Here is a 22,322-nt window from a genome sequence, read left to right on the forward strand (position 1 = left end):
CGCGAAGCCGGGGCAGGAGAAAATCATGCGCCGCCGGTTCGCCAGAATGATCGCCGGCTTGGCCGCCGCCACGGTTCTGGCAATCTCACCGGCGAATGCGCAACAATCCGTTCCGCAGACCACCACAATCGCGCCCCTCGTCGATCATCACGTTCATCTCGGAAGCGCCGCCCTGAGCGATCAGGTGGACGAAATGCAAAAGTTGGATCCATCTGCGTTTGAGCATCTATCCAAGGACATTTTCAGCAGGCCAACACCGGCCGACGCCATCCATATCCTGGACGAAGCAGGCGTGAAGCGGGCCGTGCTCATTTCGACGGCCTACTTTTTCATGCTAACGCCTGATCCCGCGGAAGCGGCGCGCAAGATGCGTGAGGAAAACAGGTTCATCGTCGATACAGCGCTGTCCTCGAACGGGCGGCTGATTGCCTTCATTGCCGTCAACCCATTGGCTGCAAACGCCCGCGAAGAGCTCAAATACTGGGCAGGCAAGCCTGGCGTTAGCGGCATCAAGCTTCATTTGGGGGCGGCCGGCTTCAAGGCGAGCTCGCCCGAGCAGGTCGCCAAGTTGGCGACGTTCTTCACAGCGGCACAGGAAGCACATTTACCGCTACTCGTGCATCTTCGTGGTGGCGGCGCTTTTCCCAAGGCGGAAGTCGAGACCTTCATCGATAAGGTACTGTCCCAGGCGGGCGACCTTCCTGTCCAGATCGCCCATGGTGGCGGCTATGCGGGTGCGGATCCCGCGACGATTGGATCGCTTGAGGCCTTTGACGAGGCGATCGCGCGCAAGGCTCCGGGCACCAAGAATCTGGTGTTCGACATTTCCGGGGTGGTTTTGCCGGAGGAAACGGCGAAGGCGCTCGGCAGTAGTGACGAGCAGCTGAAGACCTTTGTCGGGTTGATGCGCAAGATTGGAATCGAACGGTTCGTGATCGGTAGCGATTGGCCGGCTATCGGTCGCATCGCACCTTATTTCGCACTGATGCGCGAAAAGCTTCCGGTTACCGACGCCGAATGGGCGCAGCTCTGCAACAATCTTGCGCCGTATCTGAAGGCCACCGTCGCGAGCCCATCCCAAACCAACCTCCCAAGTAGTCATTGAGGGGAGGGTGGATGCCAGTTTGGAACTCACGAGAATTCGATGATCACGAGCAAGTTTGCTTTTTCTCTGATGCGGCGACTGGGTTGCGCGCCGTAGTTGCAATCCACTCAACGGCACTTGGTCCAGCTGCCGGTGGCACACGGTTCAAGCATTATGAGCATGACCAGCTTGCGTTGGACGATGCCCTCCGGCTCTCGAAGGCGATGTCTTACAAGTCGGCGTTGGCTGGCCTGCCTCTCGGCGGTGGGAAAGCGATTATCATCGGCGAGCCGACCAAGTTGAAAAACCGCCCACTCCTCCATGCCTTTGGCCGCTATATCGATCGGATTGGCCGGTATTTTGCGACAGGAGAGGACGTCGGCATGTCGGTCGCCGACATTGATACCGTCCATGAGGTGACGCCGTTCGTCGGTGGCACGTCGGCGGGAACAGGCGATCCGTCAATTTATACTGCGATCGGAGTCATTCACGGTCTTCGTGCCGTAATGCAGCGTCAGTTTGACAGATCTGACTTCGATGGTGTGCGAATTGCAATCCAAGGTCTGGGCGCCGTTGGCTGGGGTGTCGCCGAGCGGCTGCATCAGGCCGGAGCCAGGCTGGTTGTTGCCGATATTCGAGACGAGAAAGTTCGGGAGGCAGTCAATCGATTTGGCGCAGAAGCTTCGGACACGGCCGGAGTCCATGCAGCAGATGTCGACGTCTTTATGCCTTGTGCGCTGGGTGGGATTATCACCGAGCGCAGCGCGGGGGAGATTTCGGCCCGGGCCGTCGCAGGTGCCGCGAATAATCAGCTCGCTACGCCAGCCGCTGGTGACGCCCTGGCACGTCGCAGCATCCTCTTTGCACCCGATTATGTAATCAATGCCGGCGGCATCATAAGCGGGCTGGAAGCTTTGGCCGATATGCCCGGTCGGATACGGCCTGCACTGGGACCCCTGGAAGAACGTCTTGCTGCTATTCATCAACGCTTGGCGAGCATATTTGAGCGCTCATCCAGGGACGGAACTACGCCGGAGGTAACCGCGGAGATTATGGCGCGCGAACTTATTACGCGCGCGGGATTGTCAGGGGCACGTCCTTCGGACGACTCTGTGTCGACCGTTGGAATGACCTCTAGCGTCAACTGAGGGGGCGAACATGCTGGCTGCTCTTCTGGTTCCGATCATCATCGCGAGCCTGTTTTACTGCGGCATCTTGATCCGTGCAGCCATTCAACGTGGCGCGGTTCCGGACATTGAGGCAGTGGCCCTGGGCGCAATCACCAATTTCTTCGACACGCTTGGGATCGGGTCCTTCGCGCCCACAACGGCATGGCTTAAGTTCCGGGGCATGGTTGCCGACCGGCTCATTCCCTGCACGATGATCGTCGGGCATACCCCGCCGGCAATGTTGCAGGGGATCATCTTTTTGATCCTGCTTGGGGTGTTCGTCGATCCCGTCTTGCTGGTCGGGTGCGTCATTGCATTGCTGATCGGGGGACTGGTTGGGGCTCCGCTCGTCGCAGTGGTGCGCACCTGGATCATTCAGCTAGTTGTCGCTTTGGCCCTGGTAATTGCAGCTGTGCTTTATGTGATGGCAAACCTGGACCTTATGCCCGGCGGCGGGACAGCGACGTCGCTGCCACTGTCACTGATGATCGTTGCCATCCTTGCGAATTTCGCATTTGGGGTTCTCCTAAATTTTGGCATTGGCAACTACGCGCCGACGCTGGTCATGCTCAGCCTGATGGGCATGGACCCGCGGCTCTGCTTTCCAATTATGGCCGGCGGTGCCGCCCTTGCCGGAGCAGCAGCTAGCAGTCGGCATGTTTTTATCGGGGAGGTAGATTTGCGCATTGCGACGGGTATTGCGCTTGGGGGCATTCCCGCTGTCCTTGTAGCGGCCTTCATTGTGCAAAGCATGCCGGTTGAAATGCTCCGTTGGTTGGTGATCATCGTCGTTCTTTATGCAGCGGCAGTTATGCTGAAATCCGCTGCTGCCGGGCGTCGAAATGAAAGGTCCGATCCGGCCCTTGCCGCCGCGGAATGACTTCCGTCGGAACCTCACTGTAAGATGGTCGATGCAAGCGCCGGCGTTTGACTTCTACGGAGGGCAGCAATCCGATTTTCTGCCTTCGATCATTGCGCTCGTTTATGACCTCGGCGGTGGTACGTTTGACGTAGCTCTCGTGAAAATCACTGAGGGCGAGCTGACGGTGGTTGATCACGAGGGGGACAATTACCTGGGCGGCTCGGACTTCGATGCGCTGGTCGTCGAGATGTTGATCGTTCCGGAGATTTGTCGACGGGGCTCATTTTCCAATCTTCTTCAGCAAATGAAGAGTGAAAAGGGAAAGTATAATGCCCTCTGGTATCGCCTGCTTCATGCTGCTGAGATGGCGAAGGTAGAGTTGTCTACTAAAACGTCGGCCAGACTATATCTGCCCTCGCCATCTAGTCGCCATCGGTGGCGCGCCGGGGCCCCGCCGGTGCCTTCGTTCAAGATGATCGCGACGTGGCGGTAGTCGAGCCCGATGCTTTTGAGTGCCCCGATGATTTGGGCTCGGGTCGCAACACCTTCCTCTATGCATGCCCTTATCAGAACGATCGCGACGGCGTGCTTGTCTTTCGGCCAGCCACAAGCTGATTTCAGCCCGCGGAGACGTTCGAGAAATTCGCTCGATGGGCCACCCTCATGATCATTGGTCATTGTTTGAACCTTCCTGAATCTTGGCCGCTCCCCCGCGAAAAAAAATAAAGGGGGCGGCAAATGCCCCGGACATCACTGAAGATGCCCGGGGTTGAGTTGATGGGATTGACTAAAGGCTAGCCATCTTCGCCGCTCCCGCCTCGACGGCGGCCAGCAAGCTTTCCTGGGTGAGGAAAGAGTACCTTTCGCTACTTTTCAGGTCGCGATGTCCGAGTAACTTGGACACCATGAAGAGCGAGGCGCCTGAGTTCACCAACCCGGAAGCGCAATGATGCCGGAGATCGTGAACCCGCAGGCCAGGTAAATGCGCCTCTCTCCTGGCCGTCTGCCAGGCTCTCTTAATGCTCACAAAAGGCTTTCGCGTCTCTGGGTTCGGGACAAGGTAAGGACAGCCCTCGAACCGCTGCAGGGCCTTGATGACTGTGACCGCGGCACTGGCGAGCGGCACGTGTCGTCCCTCACCATTTTTGGAGATCAAGATGTGCCAGGTCCTGCGCTCGAGATCGAATTGCTCCCAACGGCTGTGCAGCAGCTCGGACACGCGGGCGCCGGTCAGCATAAGCAAATGGATAATGGGCCTTAGCTGCGGGTTGGGTGAGCGTCCCGCGGCGACGAGGAGCCGCTCGACCTCGTCTGTCGACAGGTACCGGCTTCTTCGGTTGTCGAAGGCGGGTCTGCGAACGGCTCGGACTGGGTTGCTTTCCCCGCCCGGCAGTTGCCACTCCCCAGCAAGTGCGAAGCTCTTGCCCATGACGACACGGATTTTCTCTGCCGTCGCCGGCTTGAGGCCTTCGGCCGCCGCCTTCTCAGCCAGCCATTTCGCGATGTCTTGAGATTTGATCTCGTCGAGCCGCATCCGGCCCCAACGTGGCAACAGGTGCTTTCGGATGATGCCCTCGGTGCTCCACCACGACCGTTGGTAGGTCTTCGCGTGGGCGATGTGCTGCTCCGCGAGCGAACCGTAAGTCGGAACGGCGCGCTTTGTCCGTTTGGTGGCCAGGGGATCGCCGCCTAGGACGACTTCGGAGCGCAGGCGCTTGGCGGCCTTCTGGGCCTCGGCGAACGTCGCGTCATTGAAGCCGGCGATGCGGCTCTGACGCTGGCGGCCCGACTGATCGAAGTAGCGGAGGTAGTATGTTTTCCCGCCGCTCCCGCGGACCTCCAGCACGAAGCCGGTTGTGATCGTATCCCAGTAATCGATCTTACGCTTGCCAGCTGGGCACGCGGCCGTGAGGCAGAAGGTGGCATCGAGTTTAACTTTCGGCATGGGTAGTCTCCTTGAATCAGTTGACGGATGCCGCTCGCGCCAAGGCGAGCGACGGGTCCTGTTCGGTTGATGTGAAGTGATGCCCGGCGCGGGCAGGTGGGCAGTTTTTGGGCAACGCAAAACGGAAAGCCGTTGCGTTTCAAGGCAGTAGCCACCGGTAGACACCGAGGGCGGTGGGGGGAGGTGGCACCGGTCTCGCCGAATTTCCGGCCGCTGTCCGCATCCTCGCGGCCCGATTTCGGCACCAACTGCTACCCTCCCCCCACCAGGAGGTTATTCAGGCTCGTCGAATTCAGCGGGATTGAATTGATTACGGAATTGAGATTTGAGCGGTATCCGCCACTTGTCACGCCCCTGGATGCGCTTGGGTGCGCCCAGGTAATCCCGGAGTACTGCTGCGCATTCCTTGCACTCCGTGTTGGTCGGTCGCTCGACCCCCAGCACAACGAGCAGTTGCCGCGGGATCATGGCTGGTAGATTGCCGTCCCTCGCACGGTCCAGGTCAAGCGCATCAAGAACCAAGTCCGCGACGGCGCTCACCGTTCGATGCGCGCGGTTTTCATAGTCAAGCGATGCCTCTTCATGGTCGTCGAGCCACCACTCTGCGCCCGCGTGCAACTCTTCGGCCAGTTGCGCGAACAGCTGTTGCGTGTCGACGGTGTGCCCGTGGTCAACATTGATGACAGGCAAGACCCAGAAGCGCGAATTGCCCGTATCATCGGATAGGAAGTTTGCATGGTTTACCGTCGCCCCAAAGACGGTGCGGCGGGGAATCTCTGACTCAGTGCGCGCATAAGGCCGACGCACCTTGTCGGATTCACGGGTCAGCACCCCTTTGATGCGCGCCACGTCCCTTTTCATGGCGCTGTCCAGCTCGCCAATCTCGCAAATCCAGCAGCTGATGGCGCCTAGGATCGAGTCCTTGTCATGGGCGTCCATGTGATGATCGATCTTGATTGCCCAGGATTGCAGTTCAGGCGGAACGAGGGCTCGAAACCAGCTGGTTTTCCCAATGCCTTGCGGACCCTGGAGCGTCAGTACGCCACGGGATCGGAAGCCCGGCACTAAGGCCGCGGCAACCGCACTGAGCAGCCACTTTCGAACAAGAATCTCTTTGAGGTGTCGGCAGCCGTGCTCGGCTAGTTCCAAGGTCGCGTAAATTTCGGGCAGGCGGTTCTTGCCGTCCCACGGCTTGCTTAGAATCCACTCTTCAATCGCGTTGTAAGGCTCACCGTTTGCAATCGTGTCTAGAAACAATTCCAAGTCGCCACGCGGAAGACCATTGAGCGCTGCCAGGCTGAGGATCTGAGCCACCGCAGCACTGTCCGCATTATCGACAAGACCTTGCTCAAACCGCTCTGATTTGACGTGCAGTCGCTTGCGAATGACATCGTAGCGAACCCTGATGCCGTACTCGGTCAGCAAGTGTTTCAAGTTTTCAATTGTTAGTGGGCGTTGACCGTTTCGAACGAGGTGGGGGAAGGAGAGCGGATCGAGTGCATCCGGATTCTTCCAGTTAGAGCGATCAGGATTTGAGCGCTTTGCTGGCTCCCTCCCCCCACCGGCTTCGTCTTCATTTTCCATGGTATTGCATTCTTTTTTCGCCAATTTGGCGGAAGAGCGGCGGGATCCGCTCGGATCGGAAAGCAAGTTGGGAAGACTGTTCTTCAGGACGCCCATTTGGAACGCGTCACCTTGATCGCATAGTAAACGCGTACTGTGTGGTCAAGAACTAGGTGGCTATTCAGACCCCGTTTACTTAACTCTGACCAATACGTTGATCTCAACGTAGCCAAGCGCTTCCAGGGGTATTTCTACGTTACTTCTAATGCTTCGAATCGCGTTCTCCTTTGCGGCCTGGACAATCGTTGCGCCCTGAGCCTGCTTGATGAAGGCTCGGCGAGCGGTCAGGTAGTTCGCCCTGGCCAGCTCATCGACCTGATCCTGGTCGAAGGTCAGCAATCCACCGTTGATGGTTCGCGCCGCCTCGGGCTGGAACGCAACATCACCGAGGACGAGGGGCGGCAGCATGACGGTGAGCAGCTGTCTCCTCTCGTCGTAAATTACATCCTCCACGGTCAGTCTTGATAGGTCGACGAAGTAGCCGACTTGGGCAGGGATGATCAGATCCTGCCGGCCGGTAAGGAACCACAGCTTCGCTCGCTCAACGCTGACTGCCGCTGATCCCTTGTAGGTGTAGACCAGCAGCTTGTTCTCGGCCCGCAAGCTCTCGACGGTTACGGCCAGTACGCGCCGTGTATCAGTCGTGAAGAAGCCCGCGCTTTTGACTTCAGTTTCGAGCAACTCGCGCGGGGCAATCGAGAAGCCGAACAGGCCGGCCGCGAGATGAGTGACGACCAGGAGTTTCCAGTGTTGCATGGCGTGCTCCCTAGTCGGCGTAGGCTTGACACAAGCGCAACAACTCGGGGTCGATGCCTGGCTCGTTCGGGACGAAGACGACATGGCCGTATCCGCTGTCGTCCATGATGAACACGAACTCGAAGCAGTGGCCGTGGTTGGCGATCCACTCCCAGCCTGGGCTGAACTCGGGATCCCCGAACAACCGGCCGTCGACCGGATTGCGGAAGACCGAGAAGCCCAGTTCGCGTTCGAGTGAGTCCCGGCCGTCGCCGGGCTCAACAACGACGAACCGTGCGATCTCTGACAGGTCTTCGAACTCGGCGAGCTGGTCCCGGCGCTCAATCAGAAGCTGCTTCAGTCTAATGTCGAGTGGCGATGTAAGGACGCGCGAAAGCGACGCCCAATCCTGGACTGTGATCATATCTATTTCCTGAGTTGAATGGCCCCGAAAGGGGGAAGCTCAGGCGAGCTCCTTATAAGATGCTCGATTTTGCGCGTTTTCTGACGGAGCAGCGGAATCATAATCTGATGCTCGCGAAACTCTCTGCCGTCGATGTGCGTAGACGGGGCACCGAAGTTCTCGCTGCACGCCTTGCTCCATGCTGCGGCATCGCTCTTCATCGAACAGGGTTGGTCACCAAAGAAGATTCAGAGGATGCTGGGGCATTCTCCATAACGAAGACCTATGACGTGTATGGTCATCTGTTCCACGATCCTGCGAAGGATGTTGATCTCATGGGAGAGACGGAGCGGGGATTGCTTGCGGCCGCCTAACTGAACAAAGTGGAGCGGGTGAGGCGACGCCAAGGAAGGCATAACAGTGCGCGTTGAAGATGCTCGTGCCTTTGTTGAGGAGAAGGTGCTCTCGCCGGCACTGAACAGTCCTGGCGTGGCTGGCAAAGTCCGTGCGACCATCCAAAACACTCGATCCTGGCTTCCGCGCTTCGATCGGATCGGCGATCTCGTTGCTTACATGGACCGCTTCGAAGGCACGGCGGAAACCGAAGTCTACAAAGGCTTGAAGTCCGCGGGCCTGCTTACGTTCGAAGACATCCACGACGAATTCATGGCTACTTTTGGTAAGTTCGCATCGGAGCGAACGAGGCTAGACGACTTCGTGGTTGGTGAGCGCTACACGGGCAGCCAGCTGGTTATCTTCGCAGAACTCTATGACAACCGTAGCGGGGGCATTCTGCTGATAGGTGACCCGCCGCGGCCACAGGCGGTCTTTGTGAAGGCAACGTTCACAGGCGGTAAGTATCCGAACACTTGGCTCTCCGAACCCGACCGGCTGAAATATTACCTGAAATCTCGCAGCGGTGTTTTCAACGAGTCCTACGTGGAGAACGCAGCGATAATCAGAAATCCTGATGTCCCTGTCTTTGTTTTCCATCGGACTGAAGAGAGGCAACCGTTCACCTTTGCTGGGCAGTTTACGAGTGAGCGGGTCGTCAGTGAGGCTGACGGGTCGAAGTGGTTCGAGCTTGTGCGCTCCTCGATGATTTCGCCGACCAATCGCGTGGACGAGGGTGAGCTAAGACGCACCTTCGCTCAGAGGGTTGCAGTTGCTGAGAAGACGTCGAGAGAAGCGCGATTGGAGCGCTTGAAGAGGGCTCTTAAGCACCCGCCGCGAGTGACGACCACCGCCACTGCTTACATCCGCAATCCCGATGTCGTTGCGGAGGTGCTGTATCGAAGCAACGGCACATGTGAAGGATGCGGTTCCAACGCACCATTCGAGCGAAACTCAGATGGCTCACCGTATCTAGAGGTGCATCACAAAAAGCATCTCTCAGAGGGCGGTGAAGACACGGTCGAGAACGCCGTCGCCATCTGTCCGAACTGTCACCGACGCGAACATTTCGGTCCGCGTAATTGGCAGTAACGGTCGAAACCGACCAATTATGGAGCGTCTGGCGCGCTCATCCTGAAGTGTTCAACTGCAACGAGTTGCAGCATTTCAGTGTCTTCGCCAGTAGGCTCCCCGTCGATGCACTGTTCGTTCTCGCAGAACAGCACGAAGGCGTTTTCGCCGACTGCCCTTGAGCTTCGGTAGGCTATGCCATCGAGCCGCTGGTCCTCGATTTCGAAGACCCGCCGAAAGTATTCGGTGACAATCTGGGTCGGCACATACTCGACATGCTCCCTGCCGTCTCGTTCGATCGGCTTTGAAATGTCCTGGGCGAATGCATGGAGAAACCTCAGCGCGTGAACGAGGTAGTTCCGGTCTTCGTCGTAAATGCTCGGTATGTCAGGGAGATTCGCCAAGTCGAGGATGCGCAGGTCCCTGACCGGCTTAAAGGTGCCCGCAGAGACGATCGGATTTTCGCTGATGTCCGGGTCGAATGTCTCCGCTAGTGCAGCCTGGATATTGAAGGCGCCATAGAACATGGGAACACCAGCCGGGCTCATCCGGTTAGACCGACTAGCAAATTCCGCAAGAGGCGAACCGAGCGTGGATGCGGTGGCGTGCTCATTCTCTGCGTCAAGCCTCACTCGGATCAATCTCTGGTCCGTCGTGATCGAGCTAATCAAACCATAATCGCCGAGCTTGCGAACGATGACGTCCGCAATAGTGTCCAGCATAGCGTGAGGCTTGATATCGGGACCAAAGTCGTGGTCCTCGGGTTCCGGCCGGAGAAAGAAGAACCGCGAGTGATGCTTGATCAGCTCTGTGAAGCGGTCCCAGCCGTCGCCAAGTCGGTCTCCCTCCGTGCCAACATAGAAGTCGCGTGCCACCCAGCCGTTATCATCGATTGCATCGACAAGCGCTTCGACAACAGCTTCATTTTCGCTGACGCCGAGATCCCAGACTACCTCTGAATTATCACTGATGGACGCCTGGTAGCCCCCCTCGGCCGACACATACATGATGCCCTCGTCGTCGGGGTGGTTCCAGTAAAAGCGGACCCCATTCATCACCTGTCCGAGGAATGCTTCGAAACTGGCCGCTATTGGGTTGTTAGCCTTGGCATCGCAGAAACTGCAGGTGTTGCTGGACGCTTCGTCCTCGATCCACTGTTTCAACCAGTCATCGGAGACACAATTAGAGCAGATGTATCCTTCGGGGCGACCGTAGCCACGCTCCATCTCTTCCAACCACATCTGCTTGACGATGCCCATCGTCATCTCCGTTAGTAACCCGAATGGCACTCACGTAGAGAACAGAGCGAGCATATCAACATCGGCCGCCTGACCGCGTCGATGCGGAGCGACGTCAATGTAGACGCGTCTACGTCGGCTCAAGCGGGTAAATCTCGTGGACGAACATCAACTGATCGGCGTTGTCGAGTTCCGCACGCACCATCACGCGCGCGTGGTAAACAAGCGGGAGGGGGTATTCGTTTGATATCTTCGCGGCGAATGTCCCACCTCCCTCGAGACGAAATACCTCGTAATCGACAGCGTCGCTTTCGATGAATTCGCCCAGATAATTGCGCGCGCCGCGCTTATCGCCAAGATTGGAGAAATCTTTTCTGCCCAGAGGCTCGCGACCAGCGGGAACCTCCTTTGCGTGATCGGGTATCAACGTTTGGCTGAAGCCGCTCATGAATCGGGTGTCTACCGGCGCACGATCTCCACTCTTCCGCTTTTGTTCAACCGTCGTGATCGCCGGCATTTCGTTCGAAGTTATCGTTACGGTCTTATCTTTCGTCACGATGGTGGCAGAGACCACACTGCTGTCGATGCTCATTGTTGCGACGGCTTCTGCGAGCCTGCCGCGTGGCTGCGTAAGCCGGTCAGAGATGTCCAAGCCAAGAGTAGCTATACTCGCAGCACCTCCGAGAGCTCCTAACCCCACGGCGATTTTGCCCCAAAGGCTACCCACGCCAAGCTCAATGACGCGAACCTCCGCGTCCGGTCCGAAGTGCCTCTTCAACCTGGCGATTCGCTCGAGTTCGGCCAGGAAGACTCCAACTGGAGCGGGCGCGATGACGTCATTCGTCTCGAAGTAGAACCCGAGCTCGTTGTCGGCCAATATGACAGGAGTATGCATCAGGAGGAAATGGCCGGATCTGAAGCGCTTTGCAATTTCAGCTCGAAAGCGAGCAAAGCTACGGTTCCGTTGGAATGATAATCCGCGTGTCGGGGGTTCAAGTCGCTCCTCCGCTACCAACGTCTCAAGGATTTTATAGCGACTCAGACACTCAAAGTGCTTCCACAATCCTGTCGAAGGCCGATCTAACGTCAGCGACCAGCGATCGAAAATGGGCTGACAATCTGCCATGCTCAGTTCGAGCAGCCCTTATGAGTTGCTGCCTCTCGCTTTCCGATGAATGGCCTTTCACTTTCGATCTAAGGTGATGGAGCGCCTTCAAAGGTTCGACAATGTCGATCGCGTCATCCTCATCGATCCCAACGCAGATTAGACATTCTTGCAGCAGTCGGACCGAACCCCATTGCTTATCGAAGGAGCGATTAGCGTCTTTAAGGCGCTTCCGGAGCGACTTTGGTGAAAATCCTTCAACGACGAGTTGGTCTAAAGCGAGAATTGCGTTTGCCCATTCCTCGATAGACGTCGTGATGGGGTAATGGAGTGTGCTTGCCAGCCTCTGTCCTCGAACGAGCCACCATTCGGGCTTGAGGCCGTCGATCTTCTCGATCTCGTATTTGAGATCCATGACCGGATCCTCAATCGACGTGAATTTGCCGAGAATATCAGTTTCGAAGGCTCGCTTGGAAATGGGGCCTTTCGGCCATTCATTGAATGATTGCCAGTAGAGTTGCTCCTTGTAAGGAAGCATCGCGAGATCGCACAAATATGCGTGAACTTGGCCAGCTTCGTTCACGTCGTAGGATTTTAGATACCAGCTGGCTCGGCATTCAATCGAACGATGCTGCAGCGTATATTTTTCCGGATCTGCCTTGTATTTTTGAAGCACCTCCGGCCGGAAAAATGCTGGCGTTACCTGATAAGGCAACGGGGAATCCTTCTCAAAATAGCTGGCGAGGGCAGTGGGGGCGCAGGATACCTCCGCTAGACGGTTATTCTTTGCGTCGTGCGCTTTGAAGGTTGCATACTCTTTACCTTCGTCGTTCCAGTCATGCCGGCTCTTTCGGACCAACATTTCCTGGGTGAGCAGGGGCCGACTAACCAACACTCCGTTGACGAAGCTGCACTCCGATTGGACGCCCGAATGATGGTAAAGGTGTTCTCCGATGTGCTGTCCACGAGTGGGCTGATGCCAACCCCCAAATGCTTTCGGGCGATACCTCGTGAAGTCGAACCGTGTGACGAGCGCCATTTCGGTCACGGCCATGTAGCGATGAAGCTCATGGGCATTTATCGTCACGACTATGTCGCTCACTTTCCCGGTGTAGCGGCTTAAGTTGATCACGCGGATGATTGGCTCAATATCGCCATCTTCATTCAGTTTGCAGAATGCGCTCTCCTCATCGAGCCAATAAAGGTCGAGCGCCTGCACCAACTTTTGCGAGAGCTCTGTTCGGACTGGACCCTTATCCACACCATTGAAGTAGCGGCGAAAAACCAACTGTTCCCCTCCGCGCAAAGACTTGCAACTTGAGCTGTCCAGCGGCGCGGAAATATAAACACGTTCAGGCTCGCCACCGCCCCAGACATGGTCAATTACCCAGCCCCCGTCAGGGCCGGCGTGAGAGCGCTGCAAATCTTCCAAGTCGGGTGGCGTCACATTCGCGAGCGGAGCCAACATCGCATAGATCCAGGCTTGTCCGGCACCGGTGTAAAGTATGATGTCTTCGGATTGGGAATTGCCAACCACGTAGTCGACGGCGTCAGTCGCACCTTCAAGCCAAGCCTTATCCAGGTCAGCCGGCGGTATTGCGACCTTCAACAAGGCATCCAAGTCAAACATGAAGAGAAATCCCTACCCGAACTACTGGGAGACTAGTTGGGCACGAACTTAATTTGCGTCAATTGAGCGATTTAGTGTTACGCCTCTGGGCACCTCACTGTTCAGCGAGCTTCGTTATGGACTGGAACTCTGTGAAAGAGACCTACCCCGCGCCGAATGTGCGGGTGCTTATCGCTACCGACGAAAATGAAGTTGGTGTGGGATATTGGGATCCTGACGCCGGATGGATGCTTGAAATTGAAATGGGTGAGACGGACATCGAGCCGCTCTACTGGATGGAGCTACCATTGCATCCCAGCCTCGCTGCCCAGGGCCAATCGCGCCATTAGAGGCCGTCTGCTTGGTTCTCGCGATCCAGCTCGACCATTTTCCGGGCGACTATCGCTTTCCACCCATACCGACCGTTAGGCTGCCGACCGCTGACGCCAACGCGTCCCAAACCTTACCCAAGCGCGAGGCACGCGTTTTAGGCACTTTGCGCAGGATGTCGTGGGACTGCCTTCTGAAAGGCACATAAAGAAGGTGGTGCCGCTTGGGGGACTCGAACCCACGACCCCATCATTACGAAACTCATTGTTGTTTAAGTGCTTTCACAAGCTGCCGGCCGGTGTGAGCTTCTGAACGATCATTGGCAAGGCAGCGACAAATTTACTCAGCCAAAGCAGCTTTGGGTCACTTCACTAATAAGAAGACCGCAAGGATGGCGACGCTTGAGATGATCGACGTTGTCCATCCCATGGCTTTCGAGTGGCTCCACCCAGACGCCGCAATTGCGACTAAGAGACCAATTATTCCGATCGAGAAACTGATGCCCAGGAGAGGCCGGATTGCTGTGGTCGAACGTGCGGCGGTAGCAAGCGGCGCATCGGGGTGCGCAATTGCGACCAAGGCGCTCGAAGCCATCACTGCGACGATGAACGACACGGCGGCGACCGCCGATCCATGAGCGGCGACCAACGAGCCGCGCGATTTTCCCCCGACCGTGAGAAACAGCGCAAGCATCGTCGCAGCAAATCCTCCGAAGAAGGCGCTAACCGACCCCAGTTGCGTCGCAAGTGCCGTTAGATAGTCAGGATTTAGCGGCGTCATGCCGTAGTCCCCTTCCTTGCTGAGCAACAAAGGTGCCACAGCATGCGCTGCGCTCAGCGGTTACGGGAGCGTAACAGACAGGCGCCTGTCTGCAATGGGTGGAAAGCGGTCATTACCAAAGCCAGTCCGCGCCACCATCGTATGGTCTGGATACGCTAGCTGCTTGCGCGGCTGTTCTTTCGCCAAACTGCGACCAAAATGATTAGAAAGGCCGCGAGCCGAAGGAGGTATAGCGGTGTCCTTTCCTCTACTGGAACATTTGAGAACGACAGCAAACCTTGGCTCAATCCAAGCAACCAGAATGAAGCAGTGAAGGCGAGGAACAGCTGGTCTCGGGTGCGCGTCCAAAACCGAAGGAAAAACAGTCCCGCCAGGCCAAATCCCATAACGGTGGCTCCCGAAAGAAATGCAACCAGCATCTAGCTTTCCAAGTCCCAAATAAAGCCGAAGAGCAGGACCAGCACTGCACTGAGAGAAAAGGCCAGTCTGGGGATCTGGAGATCCGATCCTGGCAGCACCAGCAGATCCACGATCACAGTCAGGTTGTTGGCAGCCAAGAGGCCGAAACAAAGACTGCTCCACAGCAATAGCCGGATGCCAGTGCGCATATAATTGCGGGCGAGCAGCAGCCCGCATGCGGCACTTGTGATGAAGCAAAGTGCGTAGACCGCAGGTTGCAGACCGGTGGCCACTAATCTCTCCCGATCTTGAACGAGCTGGCAAATGCAGAAAGGTTGGCTCCCCGAGAAACTATCAAGCGTCTAACGGCGTTAGGTTTCGTCGCGTAGAGACGCTGCGCTTCCTCGACAAGCTCGCCCAGATCCTGTGAAGCGGGGGCGTATCTTGCGCCTTTCGTATCGGAAAGGATGAGGCCAGCAGCGAAGAGATGGTCGACGCTAGTCGCGACGATCGCGTCGCTCGCCCTCAACGCTGAAACCAAGGAATCATTTTGCCACGCCGTGGCAGCGTGTTCCTTTAGGAACAGCAACAACTCCAAGGTCCAGATCGACTTGAAATTATCAGTGATAAAGGAGGCCAAGTCACCGGCATGTGGCATGCTCAATCTATGGGCGAGCTATCCAACTACCGCAATGGGTCGCAAGCGCTTATGCCCGGACTGGCTGGAAAGCGGACACTAGAATCGGCCATTATTGCTCTGGCAATCTGCCGACCGAGCGGCGATGGTGAAACAGGTGGGCTCCTACCTATCTCCCCAGACCATAACGCTCATGGTGCTCGTTGCCGTGGTTGCGGCAATGATTTGGGACAAGCTTCGGTCTGATGTTGTTGCGCTGACAGGCGCAGCCGTGTTGCTGCTGACTGGGGTCGTTCGCCCGATCCAGGTGCAAGGAGCCTTCGCCAGCCCCGCGATTGTTACTCTGGCCTCGTTATTCGTGATTGCCTACGCAATGGAGCTGTCGGGACTCCTGGACGCCACCATTAAGGCGTTGGTAACGCTGTGTCGAAGAATTGGCCGTCTCGGGCTGTGGATCATGATCGCGCTTGGGGGCGCCGCATCCGCATTTCTCAACAACACACCCATCGTGGTGCTGAGCGCGCCCGTCATTCGTGACGCCGCGAAGTCCCTTAACTTGTCACCCAAGCGGTTTCTAATCCCGCTCTCTTACGCGGCCGTGCTCGGTGGCGGCTGCACCCTGATCGGCACATCGACCAACTTGCTGGTCAACGACATGGCCGCCGTGGCAGGCCAGCCAAAATTCAGCATTTTTGAGATTACGCCGGTCGGCGTTCCGATCGCGGTTGTCGGAGGACTCTATTTGCTGCTGTTCAGTCATCGACTGATCGGAAGTGGCCGAGACGAGACAAACGATTCCGATGAGACGTTCCGGATCGAGCAGGAACCGGGTCTTGCTGGTGGCCAAGTGGGATCGGCTCAAGCCTTCGGGCCCAGCCGCAAGCTGCAGCCGTTGAAGGCGCTCGCTTCCTTCGCCGTTTTCGTGGGAGTAATCGGACTCGCCGCGGTCAATGTCGCGCCGATCGCTGCGTGCGCTTTCGCCGGCGCCGTGCTGCTAATTCTCTTGCGGGTAGTCACGGCCGATGAGGCCTACAGTGGACTTCGTGCCGATGTGCTGATGCTCATTGCTGGAATGCTCGTCCTGGGCATTGCTCTCGATGTTTCTGGTCTCGCCGCGATAGCCACGGACTCGTTGATTCAAACGCTCGACGGGTTGAGCCCGCTTCTGGCGCTGATCATCATTTACGGGGTGACACTCTTCGCGACCGAACTGCTGTCCAATGCAACGGTGGCGGTTCTGTTCACGCCGATCGCCGTGGCATTGGCGGAAGCTCTGCATGCCAGCCCCCGGCCATTTTTAGTGGCGGTGATGGCGGCCGGAAGCGCCGCCTTCGCGACGCCGTTCGGCTATCAGACCAATGCGCTCGTGTACCAGATGGGCCGCTATAATTATCTGGATTTCGTCAAATTCGGCCTTCCGCTCAACTTGCTTACGTGGGTAGCGGGCGTCATCGCGATACAGGTGTATTTTCCTTTCTGAATGACCGAGAAGCATCGACGCCATGTCCGCAATGGGTGGAAGGCGGTCATTGCGGAGCAAGGCCTCGACCAAAGGAAAACGTCTAGCTACGCTCGGGCATGGAAGTTGACCCTGTAAAGCAACGCCGTCTTGAAGCTTCGGCGGGCCTGCTGCTGATAACCACGGCCCTTTTGGCACTTGTCGCCGCCAACTCGCCGCTGGCGAACTCCTACGAACATTTGCTGCATTGGGAGTTCGGTCCAACCATGCCCCGTTACGGCGTGATGAGTTTCCATGAATGGATTGCCGACGGCCTTATGGCCGTATTTTTCTTGTTGGTGGGCATGGAGGTGAAGCGAGAATGGTTTGAAGGACGCCTTGCTACAGCTGAGGCGCGTCGACTCCCGATAGTAGCGGCAATCGCCGGCATGGCTCTACCAGCAGGTGTCTATCTCGCGGTGGTTGGGTTTGAGGGCGGTCTCCTCCGAGGCTGGGCGATCCCCGCTGCTACCGACATAGCATTTGTGATTGGACTGCTCGCTCTGCTGGGGCCGCATGCCCCTGCTTCGCTCCGGCTGTTGCTTGTTACCTTGGCCATCGTTGACGATATTGGTGCGGTCGTCATCATTGCCCTCGCCTATACAGACGGACTCAATGGAACAGCCTTGGGCGCTGCCGCTGGGGTAACCGGCATCATGGCATCTATGGGCCTCTTGGGCGTTCGCAAGCTCTGGCCCTTCCTGGTTGGATTTGGTGTCCTATGGTTGTTGATGCTGGCGAGCGGTGTTCATGCAACCATCGCTGGCGTGTTGGCCGCGGCGACTATTCCGCTTGCTACGAAGGAAGCCCATTCGCCGCTCAAACACTTGGCGCACCTGATCCATCCTTGGGTGGTTTTCGGTATCGTGCCGGTGTTTGGATTTGTCAGCGCTGGAGTTCGCCTGGAAGGCGATTTTAGCGCGCTAGGCAACCCGGCTACCCTGGCCGTTCTATTGGGCCTTTTCCTTGGCAAGCAAATCGGGATTTTCGGAGCGGTTTACGGCTGTGCCAGATGGGGCATTTGTTCCAAGCCTGAGGGCGTGAGTTGGCCACAACTCTATGGTGGAGCGCTCCTTTGCGGAGTCGGCTTCACGATGAGCCTGTTCATTGGAGCGTTGGCGTTCCCCGGCCGACCCGAGCTGATTGACGCAGCCAAAATCGGCACTCTTGCGGGGTCGCTGGTTTCGGCGCTTTTGGGTTGCCTCGCATTGCGAATAGCATCCCCTATTCCGTTCCTTGCCGAGGACGACGCGGAGTATGGAAAGGTATTCAGCCGCGAACATCGGGACGAGTGACGTTATGGCCAGTTTGGGTCGATTCCGGCCATTAGAAGGGCCCACGCTTAACCCACGCAGCTGAGCTTGATTTGCGGCCCTCCATCCTCGGTCGGCCGCTGTGAACTTGCGAACGAACGCAAACAAGCCAGTGGGTAAAGTCTTAAGCCAAAGGTGCTGTAACCTTTTGATTTTCGGTGACTAATACGAACGCGCGTTAGGTCAGTGACGACGGGCCTGTGGGATAACGCGCTTTTGGAAGGCAAAGAGTCCCACCAGAGCGGAAGGGCCTTCGCAAGGAAGGCTCTGATTTTGCTTGTGAAAGTGCTTAAAAAAGGTGGTGCCGCTTGGGGGACTCGAACCCACGACCCCATCATTACGAAACTCATTGTTATTTAAGCGCTTTCGCAAGCAGCCGGCCGCAGGGAGCTTTTGAACGATCGTAAACTAGGCAGCCGGAAGATTCCGAAGGCACGGCCGCCCTCGAAAGCTAATGACCGCAATGGGTGGAAAACGGTCATTGGCCGTGGACCCTATGGGTGGCGTTTGTCGCTAGGGTAGAACAGGCTTATGCGTGTGACCCCGGGGAGGGAGAGCGCGGTGGCGATCGAGGAGATTGAGGCTGGTCCCGAGCCGCTTGTAGCGAGACCCAGGCTCGAGTTCCTTGGGCATCCCGTCGGCCTTCCCGTCATCGCCTTCACCGAAGCGTTCGAACGTTTCTCCTATTACGGCATGCAGACGCTGCTCGTGCTCTACATGGTTAAGGCGCTGCTGCTCCCGGGCCATGTCGAGAATATCGCGGGGTTTGGCTGGTTCACCGCCGGGTTGAGCTGGATCTACGGGGCGCCGCCGACGACGCAGGCGCTGGCTTCGCACATTTTCGGCACCTACACCGCACTGGTCTATTTCACGCCGATCTTCGGTGGCCTCGTTGCCGACGCCTGGCTCGGCAAGACGAGGACGGTCACGCTCGGCGCGCTGTTGATGGCCGCCGGGCATTTCCTGATGGCGTTCGACGCATCGTTCCTGGTCGCACTGCTTTTGCTGGTGCTCGGGGTGGGGTGCCTCAAGGGCAATCTGGCCAGCCAGGTCGGCGCTCTCTACCCTCCCGGCGACGGCCGCGCGACCGACGCCTACCAGCTCTATTATATCGGCATCAGCGCGGGCGCCTTCTTCGCTCCGCTGGTTTGCGGATTTCTGGGCGAAGAGATCGACTGGCACTGGGGGTTCGGCGCCGCGGGAGTGGGCATGGTAATCGGCCTGGCGATCTACCTGTTCGGGCGCCACCACCTGCCGCCGGAGCCGCGCCTGCTCCGCTCCGCCGCTGCGCAGCCGGTGCCGGCGATGACCCGGCGCGACTGGCAGGTCCTGATCCTGCTGGTCCTGCTGATCCCCGTGCTGGCGATGAGCGCACTCGGCAACCAGCAGATGTTCAACGCCTACCTGGTCTGGGCCGACCGGTCTTACGAGTTCATGATGTTCGGCCATCGCATGCCGACATCGTTCCTGGTGTCGTTCGATGCCGCGACGGGCGTGCTCACGCTGGCCGGAGCAGTGGCGTTCTGGCGCTGGTATGCGGGCCGCTGGCGGGAGCCCGACGATCTGACCAAGTTGATCATCGGCTGCCTGATCTCGTCATCCGGTTTCATCCTGGTGACGATCGTCGCCAGCCATCACGCCGCGACCGGCGCGCGGCCCAGCCTGTGGATCGCCCTTTTGGTCAACACGCTCAACAATCTCGGCTTCGCCAATGTTTTTCCTGTCAGCCTTGCCCTCTATTCGCGAGCGGCCCCGCGGGCGATCACCGGGACCGTGATCGGCATCTATTACCTCTTCCTTTTCCTTGCCAACATCCTCGTCGGGATCGTCGGCGGGTGGCTCGACATCATGCCGGCGGGGCAATTCTGGGGTATCCATGTCGCGGCCATCCTCAGCGCGGCAGCGATTTTCCTGGGCGTCAAGCTCCTGTTCGGCCGCCTGCTGCTGCAGCAACCTGGGCCGCAGTCGTAACGCAGGAGCTCATACTTGCCACCTAATGACCGCAATGGGTCGATTCCGGTCATTAGAAGAGCCCAAGCTTTACCCAATTACGTGCACTTGGTTTTCGGCCTTTTGTCTGCGGCCAGCCGCTGAAGCTTGCGAAGGTGCAAAAACAAGCCAGTGGGAAATTCTCCACGCCAAGGCCTTTGTAACCCATTGGTTTCCTAGAGCTAATCCAAACGTTCGCTAGCTCGGTGACCGAAGGCTTGTGGGATAACGAACTTTCGAAAGCTTGGGATTGGCATCGTGAGCCAAAGGGACCTCACAAGGAAGATCCTGAAATTGCTTGTGAAAGTGACTTAAAAAGGTGGTGCCGCTTGGGGGACTCGAACCCACGACCCCATCATTACGAATGATGTGCTCTACCAGCTGAGCTAAAGCGGCATGGCCTGAATGGCTTGCGGATGCGCCCCTACACGGGCGGCAACGGCCCCGCAAGCCCGTCCCGACCCAGATCAACGGCCACGCCCCGGCATTGCGGCGCAGCGCCTAAACGTGGAGAATATGCTTAACGGTTTGGCAACCGTTTCCGTTGAAACTGGCACTGAATCGGAGATTTGCGGGATTCTTGCGCGTGGACAGCTTTTCTGAATATCCCAGCGACTATGGCGGGCCGGCTGCAGCCGAGCCGCAGGCCGATGTTACGCTCGAAATTGGGGGCGATGAACGCCGAATGCACGTCCGCGCCTACAACTATTGGTGTTCGCTGCTCGAGGGTCGCGACTATCCGTCGATTGAGGACCTGGAACCGGGCGACATCGAGGATTTCGGGCCGCATTCCGTATTGCTCGACTTCACCGAGGGCCGCGACAATCCGGCGACGCCCTATATCGGCACCGCGATTCGCGAGGAATGCGGGATCGGCGATGACATCAAGAGCATCGCCGACGTTCCCGGCCGGTCGCTGCTGTCGCGCCTGACCGACCATTATATGCAGATTATCGCCAACCGGGCCCCGGTCGGGTTCGAGGCGGAGTTCGTCAATCAGCGCGGTCGCAACATCTGCTATCGCGGCATCTTGATGCCGTTCAGCTCCGACGGCGACATGATCGATTTCATCTACGGCGTCATCAACTGGAAGGATTTGGGCGAGGGGGTCGCGGCTCCCCAGGTCGTACGGGCCGTGCTGCCCCCGATCGAAGCCGAATCCGACGAATTCCTGGACGAAGACGTGCTGGAGCTTGGCGCGGACGAAGCGCTGGAAACGGACAACGACGACACGCTCGAGCTGGTCGACCAGGTCCCCTTCGCGCCCGAGGCCGAGCGGGCAGCCGAATTTGAACCCGTTATGTCGGACGATCCGCTGGAAGCCGTAGAGGCGCCGGCTGCCGCTCCCCATCTCAGCTGGGAAGATGGTCCGCTGGCCGATCCAGAGCCGCTTGCCGAGACGGTTGACGAAAAGGAACTGGCAATAGAGCTGGATGCAGACGCCGGGTTGGCCGACCGTCTGTGGGCGGCTCGCGAAAGCGCCGAAGTCTGCAAGCAGGCCGATGGTCGCAGCCGCGTCGCCCTCTATCGGGCGCTGGCCATGGCCTATGATTTCGCCGTGGCATCGAAGCGGGTGCCGGAAGAATATGCGGAGATCCTCGACGACGCCGGCGTGAAGTCGCAGGCCCGTGCGCCGATGACGCCTATCGTCAAGCTCGTGTTCGGCGTCGAATACGACAAGACACGACTGACCGAGTTCGCCGCCGCTTTGAACTATGCCGAACGGCAAGGAATCGACTTTGGCGGGTTCCAGCAATTCGTCGAAGAGGCCGAAGGCGGTTTGAAGGGTCTTGTCGCGGAGGAGCGCAAGGCTCGCCGGCCGGACAAGCCCGCGGAAGACAAGGTGGAAGCGGGCAAATCCGCCCTTCGTTCGGCGCCGTCCATCGCGCTCGCCCAGCTTCCGACCAATCAGGAGTTCGCACTGGTGCTGACCCGCCGCAATGCGGACGGCGTGCATGAAGTGGTCGAACTGGTTGCCGACAGTTCCATGCTGGAGCGGGCTCTGCGCCGCGCCGCCAACTAAGGCACCCGGCGCCACTTTCCTCCGCTGCAAGACCGCGAAAGGGCTTCGGGCTGTTGCCTTAACTGATCTGCGGGATTAGGCCGCGCTCAATCGCGGACATGCGGAGCAACAGCAAA

22 protein-coding genes and 1 tRNA gene are annotated in these 22,322 nt (G+C 58.1%); 11 read left to right on the forward strand and 12 right to left on the reverse strand.

The genetic code is table 11. The features are described from left to right. The first annotated feature begins 25 nt into the window (after window positions 1-25). The 4 genes from LZ496_RS09870 to LZ496_RS09885 are packed head-to-tail and all read left to right on the forward strand — an operon-like array spanning window position 26 to window position 3,608. Window positions 26-1,105 carry an amidohydrolase family protein gene (locus tag LZ496_RS09870; protein ID WP_249904456.1) on the forward strand — a complete coding sequence of 360 codons (1,080 nt, stop codon included), beginning with the start codon at window positions 26-28 and terminating at the stop codon, window positions 1,103-1,105. 11 nt (window positions 1,106-1,116) lie between these two features. Further along, a complete protein-coding gene (locus LZ496_RS09875; protein WP_249904457.1) occupies window positions 1,117-2,232 on the forward strand; it encodes a Glu/Leu/Phe/Val family dehydrogenase in 1,116 nt (371 codons plus the stop codon). A gap of 10 nt (window positions 2,233-2,242) precedes the next feature. Then, a complete protein-coding gene (locus LZ496_RS09880; RefSeq protein WP_249904458.1) occupies window positions 2,243-3,133 on the forward strand; it encodes a sulfite exporter TauE/SafE family protein in 891 nt (296 codons plus the stop codon). Window positions 3,134-3,164: 31 nt separating this feature from the next. Beyond that, a complete protein-coding gene (locus LZ496_RS09885; protein WP_283937994.1) occupies window positions 3,165-3,608 on the forward strand; it encodes an Hsp70 family protein in 444 nt (147 codons plus the stop codon). Between the two features lie 294 nt (window positions 3,609-3,902). Here the strand turns inward: LZ496_RS09885 and LZ496_RS09890 are convergent, their stop codons facing one another. The 4 genes from LZ496_RS09890 to LZ496_RS09905 form a co-directional block, all read right to left on the reverse strand. After that, window positions 3,903-5,060 (reverse strand): tyrosine-type recombinase/integrase, encoded by a 1,158-nt coding sequence (locus LZ496_RS09890; protein ID WP_249904459.1) that lies wholly within the window; start codon window positions 5,058-5,060, stop codon window positions 3,903-3,905. A gap of 273 nt (window positions 5,061-5,333) precedes the next feature. Then, window positions 5,334-6,740, reverse strand: a complete 1,407-nt coding sequence (locus LZ496_RS09895) for a virulence-associated E family protein (RefSeq protein WP_249904460.1) — start codon at window positions 6,738-6,740, stop codon at window positions 5,334-5,336. A gap of 75 nt (window positions 6,741-6,815) precedes the next feature. Next, complete coding sequence (locus LZ496_RS09900) at window positions 6,816-7,439, reverse strand: DUF4230 domain-containing protein (protein ID WP_249904461.1); 624 nt, start codon at window positions 7,437-7,439, stop codon at window positions 6,816-6,818. 10 nt (window positions 7,440-7,449) lie between these two features. Continuing rightward, entirely contained in the window at window positions 7,450-7,842 is a 393-nt protein-coding gene (locus LZ496_RS09905; protein ID WP_249904462.1) for a hypothetical protein, read from the reverse strand. A 59-nt stretch (window positions 7,843-7,901) separates the two neighbouring features. Between LZ496_RS09905 and LZ496_RS09910 the strand changes: the two genes are divergently transcribed. Together LZ496_RS09910 and LZ496_RS14065 are read left to right on the forward strand one after the other, a co-directional pair. Continuing rightward, complete coding sequence (locus LZ496_RS09910; RefSeq protein ID WP_249904463.1) at window positions 7,902-8,195, forward strand: hypothetical protein; 294 nt, start codon at window positions 7,902-7,904, stop codon at window positions 8,193-8,195. A gap of 46 nt (window positions 8,196-8,241) precedes the next feature. Continuing rightward, window positions 8,242-9,306, forward strand: coding sequence for an HNH endonuclease (locus LZ496_RS14065; RefSeq protein ID WP_366516717.1), 1,065 nt, complete (start codon window positions 8,242-8,244; stop codon window positions 9,304-9,306). A 17-nt stretch (window positions 9,307-9,323) separates the two neighbouring features. Here the strand turns inward: LZ496_RS14065 and LZ496_RS09920 are convergent, their stop codons facing one another. The 3 genes from LZ496_RS09920 to LZ496_RS09930 form a co-directional block, all read right to left on the reverse strand. After that, entirely contained in the window at window positions 9,324-10,544 is a 1,221-nt protein-coding gene (locus LZ496_RS09920; protein WP_249904464.1) for a HEPN-associated N-terminal domain-containing protein, read from the reverse strand. A gap of 109 nt (window positions 10,545-10,653) precedes the next feature. Continuing rightward, on the reverse strand, window positions 10,654-11,418 hold the full coding sequence (locus LZ496_RS09925) for a hypothetical protein (RefSeq protein ID WP_249904465.1): 765 nt from the start codon (window positions 11,416-11,418) through the stop codon (window positions 10,654-10,656). A gap of 151 nt (window positions 11,419-11,569) precedes the next feature. Beyond that, a complete protein-coding gene (locus LZ496_RS09930; RefSeq protein WP_249904466.1) occupies window positions 11,570-13,258 on the reverse strand; it encodes a hypothetical protein in 1,689 nt (562 codons plus the stop codon). Window positions 13,259-13,374: 116 nt separating this feature from the next. Here LZ496_RS09930 and LZ496_RS09935 point away from each other — a divergent pair, with 116 nt between their 5' ends. Continuing rightward, entirely contained in the window at window positions 13,375-13,587 is a 213-nt protein-coding gene (locus LZ496_RS09935; protein ID WP_249904467.1) for a hypothetical protein, read from the forward strand. Between the two features lie 343 nt (window positions 13,588-13,930). On the opposite strand, the gene LZ496_RS09940 is transcribed toward LZ496_RS09935, so the two are convergent. The 4 genes from LZ496_RS09940 to LZ496_RS09950 all read right to left on the reverse strand — a co-directional run bounded on the left by LZ496_RS09940 (window position 13,931) and on the right by LZ496_RS09950 (window position 15,404). Further along, window positions 13,931-14,374 carry a hypothetical protein gene (locus LZ496_RS09940; protein ID WP_249904468.1) on the reverse strand — a complete coding sequence of 148 codons (444 nt, stop codon included), beginning with the start codon at window positions 14,372-14,374 and terminating at the stop codon, window positions 13,931-13,933. A gap of 128 nt (window positions 14,375-14,502) precedes the next feature. Next, window positions 14,503-14,766 (reverse strand): DUF5985 family protein, encoded by a 264-nt coding sequence (locus LZ496_RS14070; RefSeq protein ID WP_366516718.1) that lies wholly within the window; start codon window positions 14,764-14,766, stop codon window positions 14,503-14,505. Then, window positions 14,767-15,039: a DUF5985 family protein gene (locus LZ496_RS09945; protein ID WP_249904469.1), complete on the reverse strand. Its 273-nt coding sequence runs from the start codon at window positions 15,037-15,039 to the stop codon at window positions 14,767-14,769. Beyond that, window positions 15,039-15,404: a hypothetical protein gene (locus tag LZ496_RS09950; protein ID WP_249904470.1), complete on the reverse strand. Its 366-nt coding sequence runs from the start codon at window positions 15,402-15,404 to the stop codon at window positions 15,039-15,041. Before LZ496_RS09950 ends, LZ496_RS09945 begins: the two co-directional genes overlap by 1 nt. 124 nt (window positions 15,405-15,528) lie before the next feature. Between LZ496_RS09950 and LZ496_RS09955 the strand changes: the two genes are divergently transcribed. The 3 genes from LZ496_RS09955 to LZ496_RS09965 all read left to right on the forward strand — a co-directional run bounded on the left by LZ496_RS09955 (window position 15,529) and on the right by LZ496_RS09965 (window position 20,165). Then, window positions 15,529-16,863 (forward strand): SLC13 family permease, encoded by a 1,335-nt coding sequence (locus LZ496_RS09955; RefSeq protein ID WP_249904471.1) that lies wholly within the window; start codon window positions 15,529-15,531, stop codon window positions 16,861-16,863. A 98-nt stretch (window positions 16,864-16,961) separates the two neighbouring features. Further along, window positions 16,962-18,176, forward strand: coding sequence for a Na+/H+ antiporter NhaA (nhaA, locus tag LZ496_RS09960; RefSeq protein ID WP_249904472.1), 1,215 nt, complete (start codon window positions 16,962-16,964; stop codon window positions 18,174-18,176). A 555-nt stretch (window positions 18,177-18,731) separates the two neighbouring features. Next, complete coding sequence (locus tag LZ496_RS09965) at window positions 18,732-20,165, forward strand: peptide MFS transporter (protein ID WP_249904473.1); 1,434 nt, start codon at window positions 18,732-18,734, stop codon at window positions 20,163-20,165. 338 nt (window positions 20,166-20,503) lie between these two features. Here LZ496_RS09965 and LZ496_RS09970 read toward each other — a convergent pair. Further along, window positions 20,504-20,579 (reverse strand) — tRNA-Thr (locus LZ496_RS09970). Between the two features lie 190 nt (window positions 20,580-20,769). Between LZ496_RS09970 and LZ496_RS09975 the strand changes: the two genes are divergently transcribed. Next, window positions 20,770-22,206: a PAS domain-containing protein gene (locus LZ496_RS09975; RefSeq protein WP_249904474.1), complete on the forward strand. Its 1,437-nt coding sequence runs from the start codon at window positions 20,770-20,772 to the stop codon at window positions 22,204-22,206. The last annotated feature ends 116 nt before the right edge of the window (window positions 22,207-22,322 follow it).

This window comes from Sphingomonas caseinilytica, assembly GCF_023516455.1.
Taxonomy (GTDB): Bacteria; Pseudomonadota; Alphaproteobacteria; order Sphingomonadales; family Sphingomonadaceae; genus Sphingomicrobium; species Sphingomicrobium caseinilyticum.